This window comes from Collimonas arenae, from assembly GCF_001584165.1.
Lineage (GTDB): Bacteria > Pseudomonadota > Gammaproteobacteria > Burkholderiales > Burkholderiaceae_D > Collimonas > Collimonas arenae.
The window spans coordinates 4,199,782-4,224,110 of sequence record NZ_CP013233.1; the positions used below are offsets into that span (position 1 = coordinate 4,199,782).

Genomic DNA, 24,329 nt, shown 5'->3' on the forward strand with positions numbered 1-24,329 from the left:
AAACCTCGCGCATCATCAAGCTGCAATCGATCGTGCCAACTCACCTTTTTTCTCGGCGGCAGGATTGTGGAATTGCGCCAGCAACTGTGCTTCCTTGGCGCGTGCCGCTGTCAGATGGCGTTCCTTGACATGGCCATAACCGCGAATTTCTTCAGGGATGCTGGCGATCGCCACGGCGGCAGACAGGTTATCGACGCTCAATTTCGTCAACAGAGAAGCGACGGTTTCCTTGTAGCGTGCAATCGAGCTGCGCTCTTCCTTGCGCTCCGCGGTGTAACCGAAGATGTCGAACGCGCCGCCACGCAGGAACTTGAGCTTGGCCAGCATGCCGAACGCACGCATCATCCATGGACCGAATTCCTGCTTGATCAAATGCCCGTGTGCGTCGTGCTTGGCCAACAGCGGCGGCGCCAGGTGGAACTTGAGCTTGTAGTCGCCTTCGAACATGCCGGCAACCTTGGCCTTGAATGCGCCATCGGTGTACAGCCGCGCCACTTCGTACTCATCCTTGTAAGCCATCAGCTTGAACAGATACGTCGCCACCGCCATACTCAGGCGCTGCGCTGCGCGTGCACCGTCGGTTTGCGGCAATTGGCGTTCAGCGGCTGCGACCTGCTCAACGAAGCTGCGGTATTGCTCGGCGTAAGCCGCATCCTGATAGGAAGTCAGGACTGCCACGCGACGCTTGATCAAGTCATCCAGATTCGGTGCGCGCTTGAACTCGATGACCTGGGCCGGCGTGTCGCTGAGGCGGGTGCGTTTCTCCAGCGAAGCCATATCGCAAGCCGCAGTGCGGCCCAGACAAAAGCCTGCTTGTTGAACGCGACCTGCAGCGCATTCAATTCAATCGCCCGCATCAGCGATGCTTCTGTCAGCGGCACCCAGCCTTTTTGCCATGCATAGCCGAGCATGAACATATTGGTCGCAATCGCATCGCCCATCAATGCAGTGGCAATCCGGCCAGCGTCGATGAATTCGACGCGGTCGCTGCCGCAAGCGGCGCGAATGTCTTGTTCTGCTGCGGCATCCGGGAACTGCCAATCCGGATTCTTGACGAAGGCGGCGGTCGGCGTGCGGGTCGAATTGATCGCCGCGTAAGTGCGACCCTCGCCCATCCGCGACAACGCATCGCGGTTGGCGCTGACGATCGAATCGCAACCGATCACCAGATCGGCGTCGCCGGTGCCGACGCGTGTCGAATAGATATCGTCCGGATGATCGGCCAGTCGCACGTGCGACATCACCGGCCCACCCTTTTGCGCCAGGCCGCTCATGTCGAGCACCGAGCATCCTTTGCCTTCAACGTGCGCCGCCATCGCCAGGATCTGACCGATAGTCACCACGCCGGTGCCGCCAATGCCGGTCACCAGGATGCCATATGGCTTTTCGGTATTCGGCAGGATCGGCTCCGGCAGGCTGGCCACCGGCGCTTCAGCAACACCTGCTGCAACCGTCACCTTGGCCGGCTTCTTCAGGCTACCGCCTTCGACCGTGACAAAGCTCGGGCAGAAACCGGTGACGCAAGAGAAGTCCTTGTTACACGACGATTGGTTGATCTGCCGCTTGCGACCGAACTCGGTTTCCAACGGTTCCACCGACAGGCAATTCGACTGCACGCTGCAATCGCCGCAACCTTCGCACACGGCTTCGTTGATCACTGCGCGCTTGGCTGGATCTGGATATTCGTTGCGTTTCCGGCGGCGACGTTTTTCCGACGCGCAGGTCTGGTCGTAAATCATGGCCGAGCAGCCTTCAATCTCACGCAATTCACGCTGCACGGCATCCAGTTCGCTACGGTGACGAATCGTCACACCCGGCGCCCAGTCCATGCTGGATCCATATTTCTCAGGTTCATCGGTGACCACGATAATCGGCGTCACGCCTTCCGCAGCGATCTGACGCGAAATCATCGCGGGATCAAGCGGACCGTCGAAGGCCTGGCCACCAGTCATGGCAACCGCATCGTTGAACAGGATCTTGTAGGTGATATTGACCTTGGCGGCGACCGATGCGCGGATCGCCAACAGACCGGAGTGGAAATAGGTGCCGTCGCCGAGATTGGCGAACACGTGTTTTTCCGATGTGAACGGTGCCTGGCCGACCCAGGTCACGCCTTCGCCGCCCATGTGGGTAAATGTCGACGATTCGCGATCCATCCACAACACCATGTAGTGGCAGCCGATACCGGCCAGGCCACGGCTGCCATCAGGCAGCTTGGTCGAGGTATTGTGCGGGCAGCCAGAGCAGAAATGCGGCACGCGATCCTTGGCCGGATCTGGCTTGCTGCTGATGTTCAGCAGCGCTTCCTTGGCTTCCAGATAGGCAACTCGTTGCTGCACCCGTTGCGCCACAGGATGACCGGCGAAATATTTCGAAATGCGGGTGGCGATCGCACGAGCGATCTGCGCCGGATTCAACTCATAGGTCGCCGGTAACAGCCAATCGCCGTGACCTTCGCCGGTGCGATTGCTCCACTCTCCGGTGTCATCGAATTTGCCGACCACGCGCGGGCGCACATCGTCACGCCAGTTGTACAACTCCTCCTTGACCTGGTATTCCAGGATCTGACGCTTCTCTTCGACCACCAGGATTTCTTCCAGGCCCTGCGCAAACTCACGCACACCTTCCGCTTCCAGCGGCCAGGTCATGCCGATCTTGTACAGCCGGATACCGATGTCGCGCGCGACGTTTTCGTCGATGCCGAGGTCAGCCAATGCCTGGCGCGTGTCGAGATACGATTTGCCAGCAGTGATGATGCCGATCTTGGCGCGCGGGCTGTCCCAGATGATCTGGTTCAGCTTGTTGACGCGGGCATAGGCCAGCGCCGCGTACCACTTGTAGTTGTTCATCCGTGCTTCTTGTCCCAGCACGGTATCGGGCAAGCGGATATTCAAGCCATCCGGCGGCAATTCAAGATCGGCAGCGGTCGGCAGTACGATCTTGACGCGGTCCGGATCGAGGTCCACCGAAGCGCCGGATTCAACCAGGTCGGTGACACACTTCATCGAGACCCACAGGCCGGTATAGCGGCTCATGGCCCAGCCATGCATGCCGTAATCGAGGTATTCCTGCACCGACGACGGATACAGCACCGGGATGCCGCAGGCTTTCAGGATGTGTTCGCTCTGATGCGCAGTGGTCGAGGATTTCGCGGCGTGATCATCACCGGCCAATACCAGCACGCCGCCGTGCTTGGAGGTGCCAGCCATGTTGGCATGCTTGAAGACATCGCCGCAGCGGTCAACGCCAGGGCCTTTGCCGTACCACAAGCCGAAGACGCCGTCGTATTGGGCGCCAGGGAACAGATTGACCTGCTGCGTGCCCCAGACACTGGTCGCGGCCAGGTCTTCGTTCATGCCAGGGTGGAATTTGACGTGATGCGCTTCGAGATATTTTTTCGCCTTGGCAGCCGTCATGTCGATGCTGCCTAGCGGTGATCCGCGGTAGCCGGTCACATAGCCGGCGGTGTTCAAACCTACCAAGACATCGCGCTGCCGTTGCAACATTGGCAAGCGAATAATGGCTTGTGTGCCCGTCATGAAAGCACGGCCACGCTCTAGTGTAAATTTGTCATCCAGGGAAATATTGCCAGCTTCAGACGCTTGCGCCGATTGAGTAGGCAGCAAGGCTTGCGCCGTTTTGAGTGGTGCGTTCATTCAGTCTCCGTGCCAAAAATTATGTTTTTGATTGCACTGCGTGGAGGTTATCCGACGCGGAAAAAACGTCTCTGCCTTGTGGGCAAATCGTTCTTTTAATTGCAGCAGCCACAGTATCACAAGCAGCTACCCTACTCAATGCACGCCGCAACAAATAGCGGGTGTTGCCGTCGGGGAGGGTAACAACTGTAACAACTAGTAAATCAAGTAGGAAAGGCGAACAGCGAGGGGTGTAATGACAACTTGTCTGATATGGCTGAATTACCTCCCCTGGACCAGCCATGTCGGGCATTCCTCCCTCTAGTGTTCCCATTATCACTAGTTTGCGGATTCTGCTCTCCCCGGCAGGATCCGCTTTTTTATTGGGCGGCAGGTTTACCTGGGAGCGCAGGAGTGATTGCGCGCCACTGTGGCGGAGAGGGTGGGCGCCTCACCAGCGGCAATGCGGCAACGGCATTGCCGCTGATTTTTATACGGCGAGATTGCTTTCGCCCGACAACAGGGCATTGGCCGGCAAGGTTTCAAGCGCCTTCAATTTTTGGTAGATCGGCGTGAAATCCGGTGCGGTGTCGTTGAACAGCTGCTGGAAATCGTTGATAACGAAATAAGTTTCCTGGTAAGAGTCGATCTTGTACAGGGTCCGCATCACACGCTCGACATTGAACGGCAGGCGCAGTGGCGCCGGATTGCTCAGGCAGTATTCGATTTCGCCACCCGACGACAGAATCCCCGCACCGTAGACACGCAAGCCTTCCGGGCTTTGGATCAAGCCGAATTCGACCGTGTACCAGTACAGGCGCGCCAGCATCGACAAACCATCCAGTTTCATCGCCTTCAGGGCGCCCTTGCCGTATTCCTGCAGGTGGTCGGCAAAAATCGGATTGAACAGCAGCGGAACGTGGCCGAAAAAGTCATGGAACACGTCCGGTTCGACGATATAGTCGAACTCTTCCGGATCGCGCAGCCAGACTGTGACCGGAAAACGGCGATTGGCCAGGTGCTCGAAAAAAGTATGGTCAGGCACCAGTCCCGGCACAGCTACCAGACGCCAGCCGGTAGCCTTGAACAGCAACTCTGAACTCTCTTCGAATTTCGGGATGCCGTCGCCGATGTTAAGCAGCTCCAGGCTTTCAATGAACACGTCGCAGGCCCGGCCCGGGATCAGCTTGGCCTGGCGTTGATACAAGCGGCGCCACAACGCGTGCTGCTCCGGCGTGTAGGCATCCCAGTCCTGCGCCACCACGTACTGGGCGTCGATCTTGCTATAGTCGCCGCGCAGCTTGGCGCCGTCCGATTTTTCCGCCACTGTGGCAAAAAAATCGTCGGTACTGACGTTTGTATCCATTACATTTGCATTCATTTCCATATCCTAAACTGGCTGTCCGACGCGCGCGAGCGCATTTCCATCTGCAAGCAGACATGGGCATGACCGACCAGCAGCCATGCCCACGCTCAATTCTACCGCTACCCCGGATTAGCTGGAGGCAACCTGCTTGTCGTCGGTCAGTACGCCGCGGCGGATCTGATCCAGCTCGATCGATTCGAACAACGCACGGAAATTGCCTTCACCGAAACCTTGATCGCCCTTGCGCTGGATGATCTCGAAAAAGATCGGCCCAATGACATTTTGGGTAAAGATCTGCAGCAAGAGTTCGCGGCTCTTGGCGTTGCTGTTGCCGTCGATCAGGATGCGCAGGCGCTTCAAGTCTGCCAAACGCTCGCCATGCTCCGGCAGGCGACGGTCGACCAGATCATAGTAGGTCTCGATGGTGTCCTGGAACTCGACCAGACGCGCCTTCATTTCGCTTACGCTGGTGTAGATATCCTCGGTGCCCAGCGCAATATGCTGGATCCCTTCGCCATGGTACAGATCGAGATATTCTGCGATTTGCGATTTATCGTCGGATGATTCATTAATCGGGATACGGATTTTCCCACAAGGCGAGGTCATTGCCTTGGATTTCAGGCCGGTTAATTTGCCTTCGATGTCGAAATAGCGCACTTCGCGGAAATTGAACAACTGCTCATAGAAATCCGCCCACTCTTTCATGCGGCCGCGATGCACGTTATGCGTCAGGTGGTCGATGTAGTTCAGGCCGCAACCCTTGGGATTGGCTTGTGCGCCCGGGATCGCCACGAAATCGACGTCGTAGATGCTGATATCGCCGATGGCGCCAGCTTCGACGCCATTGTCCTTTTCCTTGCCGCGCCAACGGTCAACGAAATAGATCAGCGAATCGCCAACACCCTTGATGGCCGGGATATTCAGCTCCATCGGGCCGGTGCGGTTATCGAAGCCCCAGGCGCCCAGTTCCAGCGCGCGCTTGTAGGTGTAGGCCGCATCCTTGACGCGGAATGCAATTGCGCACACTGAAGGGCCGTGCTGGCGCGCAAAGCGCTGCGCAAACGAGTCCTTTTCAGCGTTGATGATGAAATTGATATCGCCCTGGCGATACAGAGTTACATCCTTATGGCGATGCCGTGCAATCGCGGTAAAACCCATTTTTTCGAACAGCGCACCCAGCGCCTGAGGATCCGGAGCGGCATACTCGACAAACTCGAAACCGTCAGTGCCCATCGGGTTTTCCCAAGGTTGAAACTCCATTTCCATCTCCAATTTGGTGGTTGTAATTGTCTACAGTATAGAGGCGAGTCCGAGGCAGGAAATTGCAAACTCAGCCCCACACGCATAAATTTACGCAGTAATATTGCTTAAATAATTCAATTTAAGGTGATTTATGCCAAGTATTGCAATGGATGCAACAGATCGCAAAATTTTGGCGATCCTGCAGGAGGACGGCCGCCTGAGCAATCAGGAGGTGGCGGAACGGGTCAACCTGTCGCCGTCGCCCTGCCTGCGACGTATCAAGCAACTGGAACAGGCCGGCGTGATACGCCAATACGTGGCGCTGCTGGCGCCGGAAAAGATCGGCCTCGGCCTGCTGGCCTACGTCAACGTCCGGCTGGAAAAACATAGCGACCCGCAATTCAGCGGCAGCACGCGGACGGCGGCACACACCGCGCACTCGCCGCGCGCCGATTTTTCAGCAGCGATCGAACACTGGCCGGAAGTCGTTGCCTGTTATGCGATGACTGGCGAGATGGATTATTTGCTGCGGGTGCATGTGGAAGACATGGCGCACTTCTCGCGCTTCATGATGGAAACCTTGCTGCGCCACCCGGCGGTTCTGGACGTCAAATCCAGCTTTGCCCTGCAGCGCATCAAGGATACGACGGCGTTGCCGCTGCTGTAACGGCTGACTTGGCAAGACCATCACCAACGATGATCCGCTCGCGTATGGCGGATCGTTGGACAAGCAATCCGAATCAGTCGCGCTTGATGCCCGGCAAGTTGCCGAGCCATTTCAGCAAGGCACGCAGGTTTGCCTTCAAGGTGTAATCGAGCGTTGCAACCTGCTCCTGGACCGCTTCCTGCAACACGCTGGCAGGATTGGCCGGCGGCAGCTTCAGATAGGCGTCGGCTTCGCCGTAGTCGCGATGGATCGCCATGCCAGCCTTCTTGGCGATATGCATCATCACCTTGTTCGACGACAGGCAATGCATGTACAAGGTATCGATATCGACATTGCGGCAGCGTATCGCGGCGCGTTCAAACAATCGGCTGCCGACACCCATGCCGCGCGCAGAAGCATCAACCGAGACGCCGAATTCCGCCACGCGCTCTTTGGTGGTGGAGGCGCTCACTGATGGTAGCGCCTCGCGCGGCGCGAACGCCAGATGGCCGACACCCAGCAGACGCAGTTTGCGGTCGTACACGCCAAACACCGTGTCGCGCGAAAAATCGATATTTTCGACGTAGCGAGTGATCAGGTCATCGGATAGCACCGAACCGAAACGCAACAGCCGATCGCCGCTGCTCAACGCCAGGAAATGGCGCAGCAGACGCTTACGGGCGCGCCGCGACAACTCCTTGACGAAAATGGTCGGCCGCGCGGCCTTGCTCTTGTCCGTACTGGCGGCGCCGGGATTGTTTGGCGGGTTGCCGGCGGACGGTGTCGAGTCATTGGTCAATGTCATCACCTCTCCTGTCGGACAAGATTACCCGGATCATGCGCGTTGTGCTTGCACGACCTGATCGACCACTTCGACACGAGCGGCATGAATCGCATCCGGGATCCGTTGCGGCTGCTGCTGGAACATGCCGGCAATCACGCCGGCGTTGACTGACTGCGCGGCACGCAACGCCGCTTCCAGATAGGCGAACTGCGGGAATGGCCGCTCGGCATAACCGGTGCGGCCACGATAATCGCACTCGGTGGCGCGCAGCATGTCGATAAAACGCTGCGGCTTGCGGAACGCATCGCAGCGGCCGAACAAGTTGACGATGGTATTGGCGCGCAACTCGAAAGCGCGGCCGACATTGCCATGCTCACGCGCCGTCATCAGCGCCAGGTCGCGCACCTCGCCCGGCACCTTGAGCCGATGGCAAACCCGTTCCACCAATTCGACGCCAAGCCCTTCATGACCGTGATGACTGGGCCAGGCGCCCGGCGGCGTCACGCCCTTCCCGAGATCGTGCACGAGCGCGGCGAAGCGCACCGGCAATGCATAATTTTCCTGGGCGGCGGTGTCCACCACCATCATCACATGGACTCCGGTGTCTATTTCCGGATGATATTTCGCCGGCTGCGGCACGCCCCACAAGGCGTCCAGCTCGGGCAGGATGCGCGCCAGCGCACCGCAAGCGCGCAGCACTTCGAACATTCGCGAAGGCTGTGCTTCCATCAAGCCGCGCGCCAGTTCCTGCCATACCCGTTCCGGCACTAACGCATCCACCTCGCCTGCCGCCACCATGCTCTGCATCAGCGCGTTGGTTTCCGGCGCCACCGTGAAATCGGTAAAGCGCGCGGCAAACCTGGCCACGCGCAAAATCCGCACAGGGTCTTCGGCGAAGGCATCGGAGACATGGCGGAACACCCGTTGCTGCAAATCCTGTTGGCCGTTAAACGGATCGGCGAGCGTGCCGTCATCGGCACGGGCGATGGCGTTGATGGTCAGGTCACGCCGCACCAGATCTTGTTCCAGCGTGACATCCGGATCGGTGTGAAACACAAATCCCTTGTAGCCTGGCGCGGTCTTGCGCTCAGTGCGCGCCAGCGCATATTCCTCGTGGGTCTGCGGATGCAGGAATACCGGGAAGTCTTTGCCAACCGGACGAAAGCCTTGCGCCAGCATGTCGTCCGGCGTCGCACCGACCACCACGTAATCGCGGTCCTTGACCGGCAAACCCAGCAATTCGTCGCGTACTGCGCCACCCACCACAAAAATTTTCATGTTGACGATTGCATCTTGTCAGTCCGGCAGCACTTCGGTTTCTGCGACCGCTTCGCGCATCCAGAGCGCCACTGCTGGATGTGCCTGAACACGGTCCGCATAAGCCTGCAGCGCCGGCGCCAGCGATACACCATAACTACGGAAGCGCATCACCACCGGCGCGAAGTAAGCGTCGGCAATCGAGAAGGCGCCGAACAGAAATTGATGATGACCGAATTCGGACAGGCAGGTTTCCCAGATTTCCACGACCCGGGCGATGTCTGCCTGTGCGCCGGCGGTGCGCCCAAAGCCAGGCTTATCGGCGCGAATGTCCATTGGCATCGCGCTACGCAACGCAGCAAATCCGGAATGCATTTCGGCACAGATCGAGCGTGCGGTGGCGCGTGCCAGCACATCCTGTGGCCACATGCCGAGATCGGGAAACTGGTCAGCCAGATATTCGCAAATGGCAAGCGAGTCCCAGATCGGCGTCTCGCCCACCATCAGGATCGGCAGGCGTCCGCTGGCCGAATAATGCGCGATTTCGTTGGCGGTAGTGGCCTGCCGGAGCAAGATCCGATGCTCCTTGAACGGGATGCCGAATGCCGTCATCGCCACCCACGGCCGCATCGACCATGAAGAATAATTTTTATTGCCGATCACCAGCATCAGCCCGTCCTTGCCGGCTTTTTTCAAGGCGGCAGACAAGCTGGGATCAAGTTCAGTAGTTTGCATGGACAATTCCGGATATCGAGATTCTATGCCGCGCCGTCCTGGTGCCAATCATGGCAACCCGGCACATCAAGGCAGCGCCGATTCGACAAAACCTTTAGGCGCCACGGTGCCAAGACGCGCCTTCAGAGATTGCGGCTTGCCATCGAACAGCGCCGCGTAATACGTCGCATTGGACAGCACATTCTTGACGTAGCCACGAGTCTCGCTGAACGGAATCGACTCGGCGAACACCGCGCCCTCGACCGTACCTGGCAAGGTCGAACGCCATGCCCGCGGCCGGCCCGGACCGGCATTGTAGGCGGCCGACGCCAGCGCCTGCGAACCATCCAAGTCGTTCAGCACCATGCTCAGGTAGTTGGTGCCGAGCAGGATGTTGGTATTGACGTCGGAAATCTGATCGCTGGTAAATCCACTCAAGCCGATTTTCTTGGCGACATAGCGTGCAGTCGCCGGCATCACCTGCATCAATCCGCTGGCGCCGACATTCGAGCGTGCGCTTCTGATGAAGCGTGACTCTTGCCGGATCAGGCCGTAAACCCAGGCCATGTCGAGTCCCAGGTTTTGGGTATTGGTGGTCATGACATCGCGATGCGGGGACGGAAAACGCTGGGTGAAATCGACTTCGACCTTGGTCCGGTCGGAAGTATTCACCATGCGATCCAGCACGTTGTTTTGACGCGCAAACTCGGCTGCGGCAAGCAACTGACGATCGGTCATCTTGCGCAGTTCCCAATTCCATTCGCGCACGCCTTCGAAGCGCAGATTCATGTCGAAGAAACGCAGTGCCCGGCGGAAGCCCTGATTATTCGCCATCGGCGCCATTTCTGCCGGACTAAAAGCCTGGGTCGAGGAAACGGCAATAATTTTCTGTCCCAGTTCTTCCAACGCCAACTGGCCATAGAAATTCGTCTGGTCTGCAATGCTTTGGAATCTCTGCTGGGCCAGATCGACTTTTCCTTCAGCCTGATAGGCACGCGCCAGCCAGTAGACCCAGGTCGAGTCGGCACGTAAAGCCTCCGGCATCGCCTCGACGCCGCTCTTGACCAGTTTCCAGTCGCCCGCCCGCAAGGCTGAACGGACGCGCCATTGATAAGCGTCCGCCGACAGCGGAGCGCTATTTTTTACCTGCCGCCAATAATCGATAGCCTGCGGTTCCAGCTTGAGCGACGATTGCAACGCGATCTGCGCCCAGGCCAGCGATCGTTCCGTTGAATTCAGTTGATCGGACGATCCGCTCAGTGCCGCTGCCGCCCTGCCGGTATCGTTTTTGGCAACCCGTCCCAAGGCAATGATGAATAGTTCGTGGCCGGCGCGGCCAGCTCCCGGGCCGCGCGCGACGACCAGCGCGGACTTGTCGATGGCCTGCGTCACCTGCGAGTCATCTGCATCGATAAATGGCGTCATGCGACGAGCGACGCCGGCGAAGCCCGACTCCACCGCCTGGCGAATCTGGAACCACACATCATCCGCGGTGAACTGTCCATTTTGCGCCAACAAGCCGATCAGGCCGGTACAGCCTTGGCCGAAATCCTTCGGCGTCGTCAGCAACGCCCGCGCATCCGCGGCAACATTGTTGCCTTTCAGCGCCGCTGAAGTCAGCGCATAACATTTCAACTGGGTGTCATCGTCCAGCACGAATTTCGGGTACTGTTCATCGAAAGTGGCCCAGTCCCCTGCCTTGCCCAGTTCTAACAGCCAATCATTACGCAGGCGGTCGGCAATGGCGCTGCCGTCATAGCGCGTCAGGTAATCGCGGATATCGGATTGCGGCGCGACCAGATCCTTGATCAGCGGTTTCAAGCGGTAATAATCAACATATGAGGGGATGTCATAATCGCTAAGAGTCGAAGCCAGAAGCTCTGCCTTGTCGGCATTGTTGGCGCGCGCGGCGTCGCGCAATGCCAGAAATGCATCATCCTGGCTGGCGAAATTGGGCGCGGTGGCGCTTCCTGCGGAACGCTTTTGGGCATAAGCTGCTTGAGACAAGGCAACCGAGGAAACCACGGCGACGGCGACGACAGCAAGCCATTTCTTTTTAAACATATAACTAGCCAACCTTAAATTTACGAATGCGAATGATGATGTCTAGCATAGCATGTGATGCCAGTGATGCAACACCAGAAAGCGGGCCGGACAAAGCCTTGTTGCGGCGCGCACTATTGGCGGCGCGGCAAGCGCTCGATGGCACAATGCGCCGGGAGTGGGATGCAGAACTGGGCCGGCGGGTGATCGCATGGGTCGCGCAGTGGCGCAAGGCCAACCCGAATGGCGTGCTAGGCGTATATTGGCCGATCCGTGGCGAACCCGACCTGCGGCCGGCCTATGCAACGCTGTCGGCCAGTGGCCTGCAACTGGCATTGCCCGTGGTGGTTGGCGCCGACATGGCATTGCGCTTCGTCGCCTGGACTCCGGGCGAGATCATGCAGAAGGACAGCTTTGGCGTATCGATCCCGACTAGCGATACAGCCGTAGCGCCAACAGTGCTTCTGATTCCTTGCGTCGGGTTCAATCAGCACAGGATACGGCTCGGTTACGGCGGGGGATTCTATGACCGGACATTGGCAGCTGAGCCACGCCCGCAAACGATCGGGATCGCCTATTCCTGCGCATCGGCCGAGTTTGACGGAGCCGCGCATGACGTTGCGCTCGACACCATTATTACTGAAGCAGTGAATTTATAGCGCTATAGGGATGCCGCGTGGATGGCATACCTGCCACGCGCGCTCCCCGACAGTCTACCGGCGAAACCGCCTATAGCTTGAGCCGTTGCCAGATCGCAATCGTCGCCGGCGACTGGTTCAGCGTGTAGAAATGCAAGCCCGGCGCGCCACCTGCCAACAGCCGCTCACACAGCTGCGTCACCACATCCAGCCCGAACGCACGGATCGAATCGGTATCGTCGCCGTAACTGGCCAGCTTGAGACGTATCCAGCGCGGAATTTCCGTGCCGCACATATCGGAAAAACGCATCAGCTGCGAGTAGTTGGTGATCGGCATGATGCCGGCCACTACCGGTACGGTCGCACCCATTTTCTGGGCCTCGTCGACAAAGCGGAAATACGCATCCGCATTATAGAAATATTGGGTGATGGCGCCGTTGGCGCCGGCTTTGACCTTGCTGACGAAGCGCTGCACGTCATCCAGCGGCGACTTCGCCTGCGGATGCATTTCCGGATAGGCCGCGACTTCAATGTGGAACCAGTCGCCGGTTTCGGCGCGGATGAATTCCACCAGCTCATTCGCATAACGGAATTCGCCGGATGAAATATCCATCGCGCCGTAACCGCTCGGCAAATCGCCGCGCAAGGCCACCAAGCGCTTGATGCCATGACTCTTGTATTGCGTCAGGATCTCCCGCAACGATTCGCGCGAACTGCCCAGGCAAGACAAATGCGGCGCCGCCTCATGGCCTTCGCTGCGAATGTCCAGGACCGTATCGAGCGTGCCTTTCTGCGTCGAACCGCCGGCGCCGAAAGTCACCGAGAAATATTTCGGATGCAACTCGGCCAGCTTGGCGCGCGTCACCCGCAGTTTTTCAGCGCCCTCGGGAGTCTTGGGCGGGAAAAATTCAATGCTGAAATTCTTTCGCGACATTTAATTCTTCTTCAGTAACAAGGTGGACAAGGCCCACGAAACGATGCTGTACAAGATGGCGCCGCCGACTGCCGACCAGAAGCTGGCCACATAGAAACCGCTCACCAGGTGCGACACCAGCCAGAACATCAGGCCGTTGATGATGAAGATGAACAGGCCCAGCGTCAGCAGGGTTGCAGGCAGGGTCAGCAACAGCAGGATCGGGCGGATCAGCGTGTTGACGAAACCGAGCACCAGCGCCGCGATCAATGCCGCGCCGAAGCTGGAAAACTGCACCGAATGCATCAGGTAAGGCACGGCCAGCAACGCCAGTGTGTTAATCAGCCAGGTAATCAGTAAGCGCATCGGAGATCCTCTTGATGATGGGATGTTTGCTGCGTCGGCATTTCGAATCAGCGAGATGCCGACGCACAGTACAACTCAGGCAATTGCCGTAACGGCGGCCTAATTAATAACGATAGTGCTCTGGTTTGTACGGACCGGTTTGCTTGACGCCGATGTAGGCGGCCTGCTCTTCGGTCAATACCGACAACTGCGCATTCAGTTTCTTCAACTGCAGGCGCGCGACTTTTTCATCCAGGTGTTTCGGCAACGTGTACACGCCGACCGGATAGGCCTTGGTGTTCACGAACAGCTCGATCTGGGCGATGGTCTGGTTGGCGAACGACGAACTCATCACGTAGGACGGATGGCCGGTACCGCAACCCAGGTTCACCAGGCGGCCTTCGGCCAACAGGATGATGCGCTTGCCGTCCGGGAAAATGATGTGGTCGACTTGCGGCTTGATGTTTTCCCAGGTGTACTGCTTCAGGGCGGCGACTTCGATTTCATTGTCGAAGTGACCGATGTTGCAGACGATTGCCTGGTCTTTCATCTTTGCCATGTGCGCATGCGTGATGACATGGTAGTTGCCGGTGCAGGTGACGAAGATATCGCCATGCTCAGCCGCATAATCCATGGTGACCACACGATAGCCTTCCATCGCAGCCTGCAATGCGCAGATCGGATCGACTTCAGTTACCCAGACTTGCGCCGACAAGGCGCGCATCGCTTGTGCCGAACCCTTGCCGACGTCACCGTAACCGGCGATCACGGCAACCTTGCCAGCGATCATGACGTCAGTGGCGCGCTTGATGCCGTCAACCAGCGATTCGCGGCAACCGTACAGGTTGTCGAATTTCGATTTGGTCACCGAATCGTTGACGTTGATCGCAGGGAAAGCCAGCTTGCCTTCCTTGTGCATCTGGTACAAACGATGCACGCCAGTGGTGGTTTCTTCGGTCACGCCCTTGATCTGGGCCAGACGTGTGGAGTACCAGTTCGGTGCTGTGGCCAGTTTTTTCTTGATCGCATTGAACAGACAGATTTCTTCTTCCGAACCTGGGTTGTTCAGGACCGAAGCATCCTTTTCAGCACGAGTGCCGAGATGCAGCAGCAATGTTGCATCGCCACCGTCGTCCAGGATCATGTTGGCTTGTTCTTCGCCCGGCCATTCGAAAATGCGGTGTGTGAATTCCCAGTAGTCGTCCAGCGATTCGCCCTTGAATGCGAACACCGGCGTGCCGGCAGCGGCAATCGCGGCAGCGGCGTGGTCCTGGGTCGAATAGATATTGCAGGATGCCCAACGCACTTTGGCGCCCAAAGCTTCCAGGGTCTGGATCAGCACTGCAGTCTGGATCGTCATGTGGATCGAACCGGTAATGCGCGCGCCCTTCAGCGGCTGGGCAGCAGCGAATTCCTCGCGGATGGCCATCAGGCCAGGCATTTCGGTTTCGGCGATCTTGATTTCTTTGTCGCCCCAGCCGGACAAGCTGATATCGGCAACGATGTAGTCTTGGGTGGAAGATGTCGTGGAGTTCATTACAGCGGCGTTCATCACGCCCTCCTTTCGTTAGAAAAAAAGTAACGTGAGCGCAGTTGCGTATTGACCGTTCCAAGCCTGGCAGACCATGTCTGTCGCAACGCTCCTTGGAAACGAGCCGTCATTTTAAAGCAAAACGGCGGATTTTCGGCTGACTGAAACACATATTCCGGCTATCCGCATAATGCAATAGCCGGCGCCATGTCAGATCAGACCCACCCCATCTCATGCAACTCGCTCTTGATATAAGCATAGTAAATCGGCGCTGCCACCAGTCCCGGCAAGCCAAACGCAGCTTCAGCCAGGATCATCATCAGCAGCATTTCCCAGCTGCGTGCATTGATCTGCGAACCGACTATCCGCGCATTCAGGAAATATTCCAGCTTGTGGATCACCACCAGGAACACCAGCGCCGCCAATGCCACGTAAATCGACACCGACATCGCAACCAGCACGATCAACGTATTGGAAATCAGGTTGCCGATCACCGGCAGCAAACCCGCCAGGAAAGTGACGATGATCATGGTCTTGGTCAACGGCAGATGAATACCGGCCAGCCGCAGCACCACCTCCAGGAAGATCGCTGTCAGTACCGTATTCAGCAATGAAATCTTGATCTGCGCAAACACTACGCGGCGGAACGCCTCGGCCAGCAAATGCGCCCGCCCCAGCAATTCGCCGGCAAGCGGCTGCAACAGCGGCATCGGGTGCGCGGCGTTCATGGCAATCATGGCGCCCAGCACCATGCCGATCAGCACATGCACGAATACCTGCACCGCTTCCTTGCCAGCCAGTTGCACTTCGCCGCTATGCGATTGCAGCCAGTCGCCGACGATCTGGCGAATGTCATCGACATCATCCGGTAGATATTGCTGCAGCCAGGCTGGCAGTTGCGTGCGCGCCTGGTCCACCACAACCATCAATTTCGTTTGCAGCAACTGCAAGCGGTCGGGGCCGCCATGAAAGAAGGCAACCAGGCCGACGATGACCAGCGTCAGCAATCCGATAATGATGGTGGACAGGAACACCACGGAAATCAGGTGCGCCCGCTCGCTGGTCAGGCGGCGCTGGACGAATGGCGTCAGCGCCCGCACCAGTTCATAGACCAGCAAACCAGCCAGCAACGCCGTCAGCATGTGCAAGGCCATCACCAGGAACAGCACGGCGATCGCCACCAGCCACGCGGCCAGCCGAAATCGTGGCAACTCCGTAATTACCGGGCGCAATTGCAGGCCATCGGGATGCGATTCAGAACCGTTTTTTGATTGGGAGGCCATGTGGAGACTTGTTTAGACCCAAGCGCCTACTTACTAGTACGTAGGACTAGTACATAGGGCTTCTTGAATCTGCAGCTTATCGTAGTCACTAAAGCGACCAGTGTAACAAGTCGTTACCATAGTGCAAAGCACGATCGGAGTCGGTAACAGCCGGGATGGGATCAGGCCGCCATGGCCAAGACTCGATCCCGACCATGGCTTTGAAGTGCTATTACAGCGCGGCGGCTTTCAGGGCGGCAGCCTTGTCGGTGCGTTCCCAGGTGAATTCCGGCTCTTCGCGGCCGAAGTGGCCGTAAGCTGCGGTCTTCTGGTAAATCGGACGCAGCAGGTCGAGCATCTGCACGATGCCCTTCGGGCGCAGGTCGAAATGTTCCAGCACCAGTTGCGCCAGCTTTTCGTCGCTGATCTTGCCTGTGCCGAAAGTGGTGACCATCACCGAAGTCGGTTTGGCGATGCCGATGGCATATGAGATCTGAATCTGGCAACGTTCCGCCAGACCGGCGGCGACGATATTCTTCGCAACGTAACGGCCTGCGTAAGCAGCCGAGCGGTCAACCTTGGATGGATCCTTGCCGGAAAACGCGCCGCCACCGTGTGGGGCTGCGCCGCCGTAAGTGTCGACAATGATCTTGCGACCGGTCAGGCCGCAATCGCCTTGCGGGCCGCCGATGACGAAACGGCCGGTCGGGTTGATCAGGTAGCGCGTATTCTGCAACCACTCTTTCGGCACCACCGGCTTGATGATTTCTTCGATTGCTGCTTCCTCAATCGCACGATGCTCCATTTCCGGTGCATGCTGGGTCGACAACACGATGGTATCGATCGCCACCGGGCGGCCGTCAACGTACTTCAGGGTAACTTGCGATTTGGCGTCCGGACGCAGCCAAGGCAGGCGGCCATCCTTGCGCAATTGCGATTGGCGCTCGACGATACGGTGCGCGTAATAAATCGCGGCGGGCATCAGCTCCGGCGTTTCATCGCAGGCGTAGCCGAACATCAGGCCCTGGTCACCGGCACCTTGGTCGAGGTCGAGGCCTTTGCCTTCGTCCACGCCCTGGGCGATATCCGGCGATTGCTTGTCGTAACCGACCAGCACCGAGCAGCTCTTGTAGTCGATGCCGTAGTCAGCGTTGTCGTAACCGATACGCTTGATGGTTTCGCGCGCAACGGCGATGTAATCGACATTGGCATGTGTGGTGACTTCACCGGCGAGCACGACTAACCCAGTGTTGCAGAGGGTTTCCGCGGCTACGCGTGCAAGGGGATCCTGAGTGAAAATTGCGTCGAGAATCGCATCCGAGATTTGATCTGCGACTTTGTCCGGATGACCTTCCGAGACGGATTCCGAGGTAAAGAGGTATTCATGTGCCATAGCAAGCTCCAACAAAAAACAGTGGTGACCATGTCGCAGTCAATCCTGTTGAGCCTGCGACGCTTTAGCGAAATTTGTATGCCGCCTCGCAAGTTGTCTATTAACTCGGCGGATAATGCTGAAGACTATATATTAAGATATTGCATTCAAGCATTCGATCTGAATCCAAAAATGCTGTTTCAACACCATTTCGAGATCGGACTATTGTGCTATTTTACGCCACTTGAAAAAAAATCGCCAAAACCCGACGTTTTTGGTGCTAATCCGGTTCCTTATTTGGCTCCTCCTGGGCTTCTCCAATGCTTGTAACGCTTTTCCGCCTGCTGTCGACACTGCCGCTATCTTTCTTGCACGCAATAGGGAGCGCATGCGGCTGGCTGGTTTACCTGGTGTCAGCCTCGTATCGCAACAAGCTCAAGGACAACCTGTTCCGCGCCGGCTACCCGAATCACCTGTCGCAAGCCATCAGCGAATCCGGCAAGAGCATGTTCGAGCTGCCGTTCATCTGGTGCGCCTCGCCGCAGCGGGTATTGCGCACTGCCACCATCGAAAACTGGGAACTGGCGCAAGCGGCGCTGGACGCCAAGACCGGCGTGATTTTCCTGACGCCGCACCTCGGCTGCTTTGAAATCATCGCCCAGGCGATCGCCGCCAAGACATCCCTGACAGCGCTGTACCGGCCGCCCCGCAAGGATGCACTCAAACCATTGATCGAAGGTGCGCGTGGACGCCACAACCTGTTGCTGGCGCCGGCCAACCTGGCGGGTGTCCGCACTTTGTTCAAGGCCTTGAAGAAAGGCCAGGCAATCGGCCTGCTGCCGGACCAGGTGCCGCAGAATGGCGAGGGCATCTGGGTCGATTTCTTCGGCCGCCCGGCCTACACCATGACGTTGCCGGCCAAGCTGCAGCAGATGAGCGGCGCGCCGCTGATCCTGTCGTATGCGGAGCGCCTGCCCTTCGGGCGCGGCTATGTCATTCGCTTCGTGCCGTTCGAAGGCAACCTGGGCGATACGCCTGAGCAGCAGACGCTGGCCATCAACCGTGCCATGGAACAACTGATTGCGCGTTGCCCAGCCCAATATATCTGGAGCTACAACCGCTACAAGACACCACCCGGTGTGGAAGCGCCGCCCGCGACTGCCGCGACAACAAAGGTGGATGCATGAGGGCCTTGATCGGCTTGTTGTGGCTGGCGCACTTCCTGCCGCTGTGGATCCTGGGACCGGTCGGCGAAACGCTGGGCTCGCTGCTGTTCATCATCATGAAACCGCGCCGACACATCACGTTGACCAATCTCGCCACCTGCTTCCCGGATATGCCGGAAGCAGAACGCCGAGATCTGGCGCGCCGCCATTTCCAGGCTTATTCGCGCAGCGTGCTGGAACGCAGCGTGTTGTGGTGGGCGTCGGAAAAACGTTTGCGACGCCTGATCCAGATCGATTCGGCGCTGCCGCTCGACACCTTGCAGGCCGGTCCGACAATCTTGCTTTGTCCGCATTTCGTTTGCCTGGAAATCCCCGGCATCGCGCTGGTGCTCAATTCGTCGCTGTCGATCTGCACCATCTATACGCGCCAGCAGGACGCTGTGGTCGATGCCGCATTGCTGAAGGGCCGTTCGCGTTTCCGCCCGGTCAAACTGTTTTCCCGTGAGCAAGGCGTCAAGCCGATCATCCGGGCGATGCGCGAAGGTTATCCGTTCATCATGCTGCCGGACATGGATTTTGGCTTGAAAGACGCCGAGTTCGTGCCGTTCTTCGGCGTCCCGGCGGCAACCCTGACGGCGACCGCGCGCATTGCCGCCGCCACCAAGGCAAATGTGGTGCCGATGATTGCCACCTTCCTGCCCGGCTACAAGGGTTGGAAAGTGACCTTCTATCCGGCCTGGGAAAACTATCCGGGCGACGACATCGTCGAAGCCACGCGTCGCATGAATGCCTTTATCGAGGAGCGCGTGCTGGAAGCACCGGCTGAGTACTTCTGGGCGCACAAACGATTCAAGACGCGTCCGCCGGGGGAAGCAAGTATTTACTAACTGCGTACTGAGCGTAATCCGGCGGTGACCTGCCGAAGCGTTGTAATTTCCCGCGCTGCACAGCATTGCGTCGCTGTTTCCCGCATAATAAAGCCATGAAACTCAAATTCACCAAAATGCACGGCGCCGGCAATGATTTTGTCGTCATCGATGCGATTCATCAGCACATCGACTTCACGCCGGCCCAATGGCAATTGCTGGCCGACCGCCGCTTTGGCGTCGGCGCCGACCAGATGCTGGTGGTGGAAAAGCCGCAGGCCGACAATGTCGATTTCCGTTACCGCATCTACAACGCCGATGGCGGCGAAGTCGAGCAATGCGGCAATGGCGCCCGCGCATTCGTCAAATTCGTCACCGACAAGGGTCTGACCGACAAGCGTCAGATCCGGGTGCAAACCATGTCCGGCATCATCGAACCGAAACTGGAGAGCGACGGCCGCATCACGGTCGACATGGGCGCGCCGATCCTGGCGCCTGCTGAAGTGCCGTTCGATGCGCGCAATCTGGCTGGCCAGGCACTGGGGGACGATATAGCCTGGCCGCTGGAAATCCATGGCAAGCAGGTGCTGATGTCGGTGGTATCGATGGGCAATCCGCACGCGGTGCAAGTGGTCGATGACAGCGAGGCGGCGCCGGTTCTGACCGACGGCCCGGCGATAGAACACCACCCGCGCTTTCCGAAACGCGTCAACGCCGGCTTCATGCAGGTTATCGATCGCCATCAAATCAAGCTGCGCGTGTTTGAACGCGGCGCTGGCGAAACGCTGGCCTGCGGCACCGGCGCTTGTGCAGCGGTGGTGGCGGGGATTCGCCGCGGCCTGCTGGATTCACCGGTCAAGGTGCAAACCCACGGCGGTGAGCTGTCGATTGCCTGGGCAGGAAACAATCGGCCGGTGCTGATGACTGGCCCGGCTGTTTCCGTCTTCGAAGGCGAAATCGAGATCGGCGCGGCCGGCTGACTATCCGCGCTGTTATCACCCCGCTCAGTCGGAGTCGGCCTCTTGCGCCGCTTCCGGCACGGCGGCCTTGAAACGATACAGGCGCTGCCGATAATTCCCCTCCGGCCCGTTCGGACCGCAATCGACATCCTCGAACAAGCGCGCAATCCGGCTCAGCGCCTGGCGCTCGTCGCCAGTCTGAATCAATATCAGGCGCCGTTTGCTGCGTGCGTATTGGGAGCGGATATCAACCGCCAGGCAGTGGCCGCAATCGGCCAGATTCAAATCCAGTAGCAAGGCTTCCGGCCGGCTCAGGCCGAACAAGGTTGCCAGCTCGATCCGCGCCGCCAGAAATGGATGTGCCTTGGACTGTTCGCGCGTCAGTTGTCGCTGAGCTGCTTCGGCCCATGCCGCCGGCTGTGCGCTATCGGCAATCTTCGCCAACAAATCGGCCGCTTCGCTGCTTCCTTGGGCAGCAGCTTTCTGCAACCAATAAACCGCACGGACATCGTTGGTCAATGTCTCGCGACGGTTGCGCCAGGCACTCAAACCGCATTCCAGCTGCGCGGCGCAATGCCCCATCTCGGCGGCGTGCTCCAGATGGCGCTGCATATCCACCAGGTTGCGTTGGGAAAATTCGGATTTCAAATATATGCGCGACAACGCATACCAGGCATCGGCCAGACCGGCTTCACCGGCCAATGTCAGCCAGCGGATTGCTTTTTTGTAATTTGCCGAACCGCTCCCGACCTGCAAACGCTGGCCGTCGCTGTTCATGCGGGCGAACCATAAACCCAGCGCCAGTTGTGCGCCTTTGTCGTCGCCGTAAGCCGCCAGTTCGAGAAATTGCTGAACTTCCGCGGCATCAAACACTTCGCCGGCCTGCAACACCTGGGCGGTACGTATCAACAAGGCCAGATTCTCGTCTCCAAGCTGACGCGCCAGCGTTTCCGACGGCACATTCAGCTGCGCCAGGGTCGCCGCATATTGCTCCGACAACGCCCGCGCCAGTGGTAATGCACGCTCCAGAAACACCGGCCAGTCGGCTTTTTCCCAGGCGATCTGGGCCAAGGACTGCTGTGCTTGCATGACGCCGGCGTTCGCGGCACGCGAGGTCCATTCCAGCGTTGCTTCTTGTTCTGTTTTCGCTTCGGACTGATTGCCGGTAGCTTGCGTGGCGATGCGAACGCGGTCGGACACCTCGCTAGTGGCACTGTCGGCATGCTGCGCCAGCAGCCACTGGGCTTCGGCAACTCCCGAATGGGCGACAGTTTCAAGCGCTTTGATGGCTTTGCTTCGCAAGGCTTGAAGCACGCCAGGATCTCGCGACGTCAACACCAATTGGGCGAACACGAGGCCCGCCTCCATCAAACCGGCGTCAAAGGCTCGCTCATACCAGATACACAGGTCGAACGGACTACTGGAATTGATCGCCACCTCAAGCGGAATATGGCTGCCGATCAGCATCCAAGCTTCAGATTCTTCCTGTTGGGCGGCGCGACTCAGCCAGTGCAACGCGGTCGACAGGCTTTGCGGCAATCCATTGCCGCCAAACAGATAGCGCTTTCCCAACGCCAGCTGAGCAGCGGCCTGCCCGGCACGGGCTGAGCGAATAATCGCCAGATCTTCACGTTTAGCCATAAAGCATTCATTACAAAAACGTAAATTATGCTTGATAAATGGATTGGATTTTATTTCGACTCAATTTTTACAGAATATGTATCTTCTTCACAACAAAACCTCCTTCACACCCACTGTCGACATACGGATTTTCCCCACAGAAAGTCTGGGCAGTTTTCAAACGGAGGAAGCATACCAATGCGACCCGGAAAATTTGATTTGCCTGTTTGCGAGGGCTATATACGTAACCAAAAAACAACACAATTGGCAATTTGCATAATCTTTTACCAATTATCATAAAGCTAATAAACGAAATTTATGGTTTTTTTGGCAAGTCGAGTTAACTTTGCCATCTCCGGCGAGATGTACGGATCTTACAGCCCGCTTTTAAAGCCAGTTTTCAAATGAAGGACGTTAAATGAAGAAATCACTCATCGCATTGGCCGCTCTCGGTACGATTGCAAGCGCAGCACAAGCTCAAACTGCAGTCACCATCTACGGTACTGTCGATACAGGCATTACTTATTCGAACCACAACGCCACCACCAACGGCGACGGCGGCAGCAAATTCGGCGTAGGTTCCGGCAACATCGACACTTCGCGCCTCGGCTTCAAGGGCGTTGAGGATCTGGGCGGCGGCTTGAAAGCGCTGTTCCAATTGGAAGCCGGCTTCAACAATGATACTGGCGCAACAGAACAAGGCACTACCCTGCTCAACCGTAAATCGGTGGTTGGCCTGGGCGGCAACTTCGGTACAGTCTTGCTGGGTCGTCAATCCGACATCCTGGACGACGCCGGTCACCAATACACTTCCATCAAGGACTTCGGCAATTTCGTCGGCAGCCCGCACGCGCTGGATCGCCTGGAAGGCATCCGCACACAAAACTCGATTCGCTACGACTCGCCAAACGTACAAGGCTTCAAGGGCAGCCTGATCTATGGTTTCGGCGAACAAGCTGGCCAAAACTCGGCAGGCCAATCCTTCGGTGCCGGCGGTACATATGACAATGGCCCATTGGGCCTGTATCTGGGTTACTACCAGTCAAAATTTGGTTCGAACCCAAGCGACACCTTGATCTCCAGCATCGCTGCCGCAAGCGGCCTGACGCCGGCAGATCTGAGCGGCGCCAACCTAGACGGCACAACAGTCAACAAGACATTCAGCCTGGGCGCCAGCTATCAAGCCGGTCCTGCACGCCTGTACGGCAACTGGTCGCGCGTCAATGTCCCGGATGCCCTCAAGCAAAACGTGTTCGAACTGGGTGCAGACTATGCCGTAACAGCACCACTGCATTTGTTGGCCGCGGTTCAGCATACCAACACGTCGATCAATGGCTACGATGGCTCCAAGCCATCCGTGACTCAAGTCAACCTGGGGCTGGACTATTACCTGTCCAAGCGTACCGATCTGTACACTCTGGCGTCCTACGCAAAGGGTAACAACGGCGCGTTGGTTGGCAATATTTACTCCCCTGCGGTGCAAAACGACGATGGCAAGAGCAATCAGACTGCCGTTGCAATTGGCATTCGTCACAAGTTCTAAGACGCATGACATGATTGCAGTTTAGCAAGCTGTTTTGCAATGCTGCATAGGGCTACATGTCCTTCAACCTTCCCGATTCCGCTGTACCCCCCCTCGATCGGGAAGGCAAATTATCAGCATGTAGTCCGACATTAATTAGTAATAAGAAATTTTGACGTATTTTATCGTCATCAGAATCGAAATTGAGCAGCATGAAAATGCACTACTTTGCCGTACCGAATGCCCCTTGGCCGCAGTAGCATGCCAAACCGCAAATAACTCCCACCCACCCTCCGGCCCCTCTTTTTCCTCAATCGGAAACTTCAAGCCCTGCCAAGCCCTAGGCCGCTCCCGCTCGCCTACCGGGTGTCACAAAAATACAACACAATTAACATTCTTCCCCAATTTCGACCAATTTATAACCTCACAGCAAACCAAACCGCAGGCA

Annotated in this window: 18 protein-coding genes, 1 pseudogene and 1 riboswitch; of the genes and pseudogenes, 6 read left to right on the forward strand and 13 right to left on the reverse strand. The window is 57.8% G+C overall.

The genetic code is table 11. The annotated features are described in order from the left end of the window. Nucleotides 1-15: 15 nt before the first annotated feature. From CAter10_RS19255 to hppD, 3 genes and pseudogenes are all read right to left on the reverse strand, one after another. A pseudogene (locus CAter10_RS19255) lies at nt 16-3,656 on the reverse strand (indolepyruvate ferredoxin oxidoreductase family protein). Nucleotides 3,657-4,125: 469 nt separating this feature from the next. Beyond that, on the reverse strand, nt 4,126-5,001 hold the full coding sequence (gene phhA / locus CAter10_RS19260) for a phenylalanine 4-monooxygenase (RefSeq protein ID WP_061534692.1): 876 nt from the start codon (nt 4,999-5,001) through the stop codon (nt 4,126-4,128). 129 nt (nt 5,002-5,130) lie between these two features. After that, nucleotides 5,131-6,261, reverse strand: a complete 1,131-nt coding sequence (hppD, locus tag CAter10_RS19265; protein ID WP_061534693.1) for a 4-hydroxyphenylpyruvate dioxygenase — start codon at nt 6,259-6,261, stop codon at nt 5,131-5,133. A 133-nt stretch (nt 6,262-6,394) separates the two neighbouring features. Between hppD and CAter10_RS19270 the strand changes: the two genes are divergently transcribed. Then, entirely contained in the window at nt 6,395-6,910 is a 516-nt protein-coding gene (locus tag CAter10_RS19270; RefSeq protein WP_061534694.1) for an Lrp/AsnC family transcriptional regulator, read from the forward strand. A 73-nt stretch (nt 6,911-6,983) separates the two neighbouring features. Here CAter10_RS19270 and CAter10_RS19275 read toward each other — a convergent pair whose 3' ends face one another. The 4 genes from CAter10_RS19275 to CAter10_RS19290 all read right to left on the reverse strand — a co-directional run bounded on the left by CAter10_RS19275 (nt 6,984) and on the right by CAter10_RS19290 (nt 11,708). Continuing rightward, nucleotides 6,984-7,694 (reverse strand): GNAT family N-acetyltransferase, encoded by a 711-nt coding sequence (locus CAter10_RS19275; RefSeq protein WP_061534695.1) that lies wholly within the window; start codon nt 7,692-7,694, stop codon nt 6,984-6,986. A 30-nt stretch (nt 7,695-7,724) separates the two neighbouring features. Further along, nucleotides 7,725-8,951 carry a multifunctional CCA addition/repair protein gene (locus CAter10_RS19280; protein WP_061534696.1) on the reverse strand — a complete coding sequence of 409 codons (1,227 nt, stop codon included), beginning with the start codon at nt 8,949-8,951 and terminating at the stop codon, nt 7,725-7,727. Nucleotides 8,952-8,969: 18 nt separating this feature from the next. Further along, entirely contained in the window at nt 8,970-9,665 is a 696-nt protein-coding gene (locus CAter10_RS19285) for a glutathione S-transferase family protein (protein ID WP_061534697.1), read from the reverse strand. Nucleotides 9,666-9,731: 66 nt separating this feature from the next. Next, nucleotides 9,732-11,708: a lytic transglycosylase domain-containing protein gene (locus CAter10_RS19290; protein WP_061534698.1), complete on the reverse strand. Its 1,977-nt coding sequence runs from the start codon at nt 11,706-11,708 to the stop codon at nt 9,732-9,734. 38 nt (nt 11,709-11,746) lie between these two features. Here CAter10_RS19290 and CAter10_RS19295 point away from each other — a divergent pair, with 38 nt between their 5' ends. Continuing rightward, nucleotides 11,747-12,346, forward strand: coding sequence for a 5-formyltetrahydrofolate cyclo-ligase (locus tag CAter10_RS19295; RefSeq protein ID WP_061535466.1), 600 nt, complete (start codon nt 11,747-11,749; stop codon nt 12,344-12,346). A 70-nt stretch (nt 12,347-12,416) separates the two neighbouring features. On the opposite strand, the gene metF is transcribed toward CAter10_RS19295, so the two are convergent. The 5 genes from metF to metK all read right to left on the reverse strand — a co-directional run bounded on the left by metF (nt 12,417) and on the right by metK (nt 17,769). Further along, on the reverse strand, nt 12,417-13,259 hold the full coding sequence (gene metF / locus CAter10_RS19300; protein WP_061534699.1) for a methylenetetrahydrofolate reductase [NAD(P)H]: 843 nt from the start codon (nt 13,257-13,259) through the stop codon (nt 12,417-12,419). After that, complete coding sequence (locus CAter10_RS19305; RefSeq protein WP_061534700.1) at nt 13,260-13,604, reverse strand: phage holin family protein; 345 nt, start codon at nt 13,602-13,604, stop codon at nt 13,260-13,262. A 103-nt stretch (nt 13,605-13,707) separates the two neighbouring features. Next, on the reverse strand, nt 13,708-15,135 hold the full coding sequence (ahcY, locus tag CAter10_RS19310) for an adenosylhomocysteinase (protein ID WP_061534701.1): 1,428 nt from the start codon (nt 15,133-15,135) through the stop codon (nt 13,708-13,710). A gap of 26 nt (nt 15,136-15,161) precedes the next feature. Further along, a riboswitch (S-adenosyl-L-homocysteine riboswitch) is annotated at nt 15,162-15,235 on the reverse strand. Nucleotides 15,236-15,329: 94 nt separating this feature from the next. Further along, entirely contained in the window at nt 15,330-16,397 is a 1,068-nt protein-coding gene (locus CAter10_RS19315; RefSeq protein ID WP_082797994.1) for an AI-2E family transporter, read from the reverse strand. 211 nt (nt 16,398-16,608) lie between these two features. Continuing rightward, entirely contained in the window at nt 16,609-17,769 is a 1,161-nt protein-coding gene (metK, locus tag CAter10_RS19320; protein ID WP_061534702.1) for a methionine adenosyltransferase, read from the reverse strand. A gap of 299 nt (nt 17,770-18,068) precedes the next feature. Between metK and CAter10_RS19325 the strand changes: the two genes are divergently transcribed. From CAter10_RS19325 to dapF, 3 genes are all read left to right on the forward strand, one after another. Continuing rightward, nucleotides 18,069-18,935: a lysophospholipid acyltransferase family protein gene (locus CAter10_RS19325; RefSeq protein ID WP_061534703.1), complete on the forward strand. Its 867-nt coding sequence runs from the start codon at nt 18,069-18,071 to the stop codon at nt 18,933-18,935. Continuing rightward, complete coding sequence (locus CAter10_RS19330; protein WP_061534704.1) at nt 18,932-19,801, forward strand: LpxL/LpxP family acyltransferase; 870 nt, start codon at nt 18,932-18,934, stop codon at nt 19,799-19,801. The genes CAter10_RS19325 and CAter10_RS19330 overlap by 4 nt, the downstream gene beginning before the upstream one ends. 95 nt (nt 19,802-19,896) lie before the next feature. Next, nucleotides 19,897-20,760: a diaminopimelate epimerase gene (gene dapF / locus CAter10_RS19335; protein ID WP_061534705.1), complete on the forward strand. Its 864-nt coding sequence runs from the start codon at nt 19,897-19,899 to the stop codon at nt 20,758-20,760. A gap of 24 nt (nt 20,761-20,784) precedes the next feature. Here dapF and CAter10_RS19340 read toward each other — a convergent pair whose 3' ends face one another. Beyond that, complete coding sequence (locus CAter10_RS19340; RefSeq protein WP_061534706.1) at nt 20,785-22,380, reverse strand: tetratricopeptide repeat protein; 1,596 nt, start codon at nt 22,378-22,380, stop codon at nt 20,785-20,787. Between the two features lie 397 nt (nt 22,381-22,777). Here CAter10_RS19340 and CAter10_RS19345 point away from each other — a divergent pair, with 397 nt between their 5' ends. Further along, nucleotides 22,778-23,902 (forward strand): porin, encoded by a 1,125-nt coding sequence (locus CAter10_RS19345; RefSeq protein ID WP_061534707.1) that lies wholly within the window; start codon nt 22,778-22,780, stop codon nt 23,900-23,902. Nucleotides 23,903-24,329: the final 427 nt, after the last annotated feature.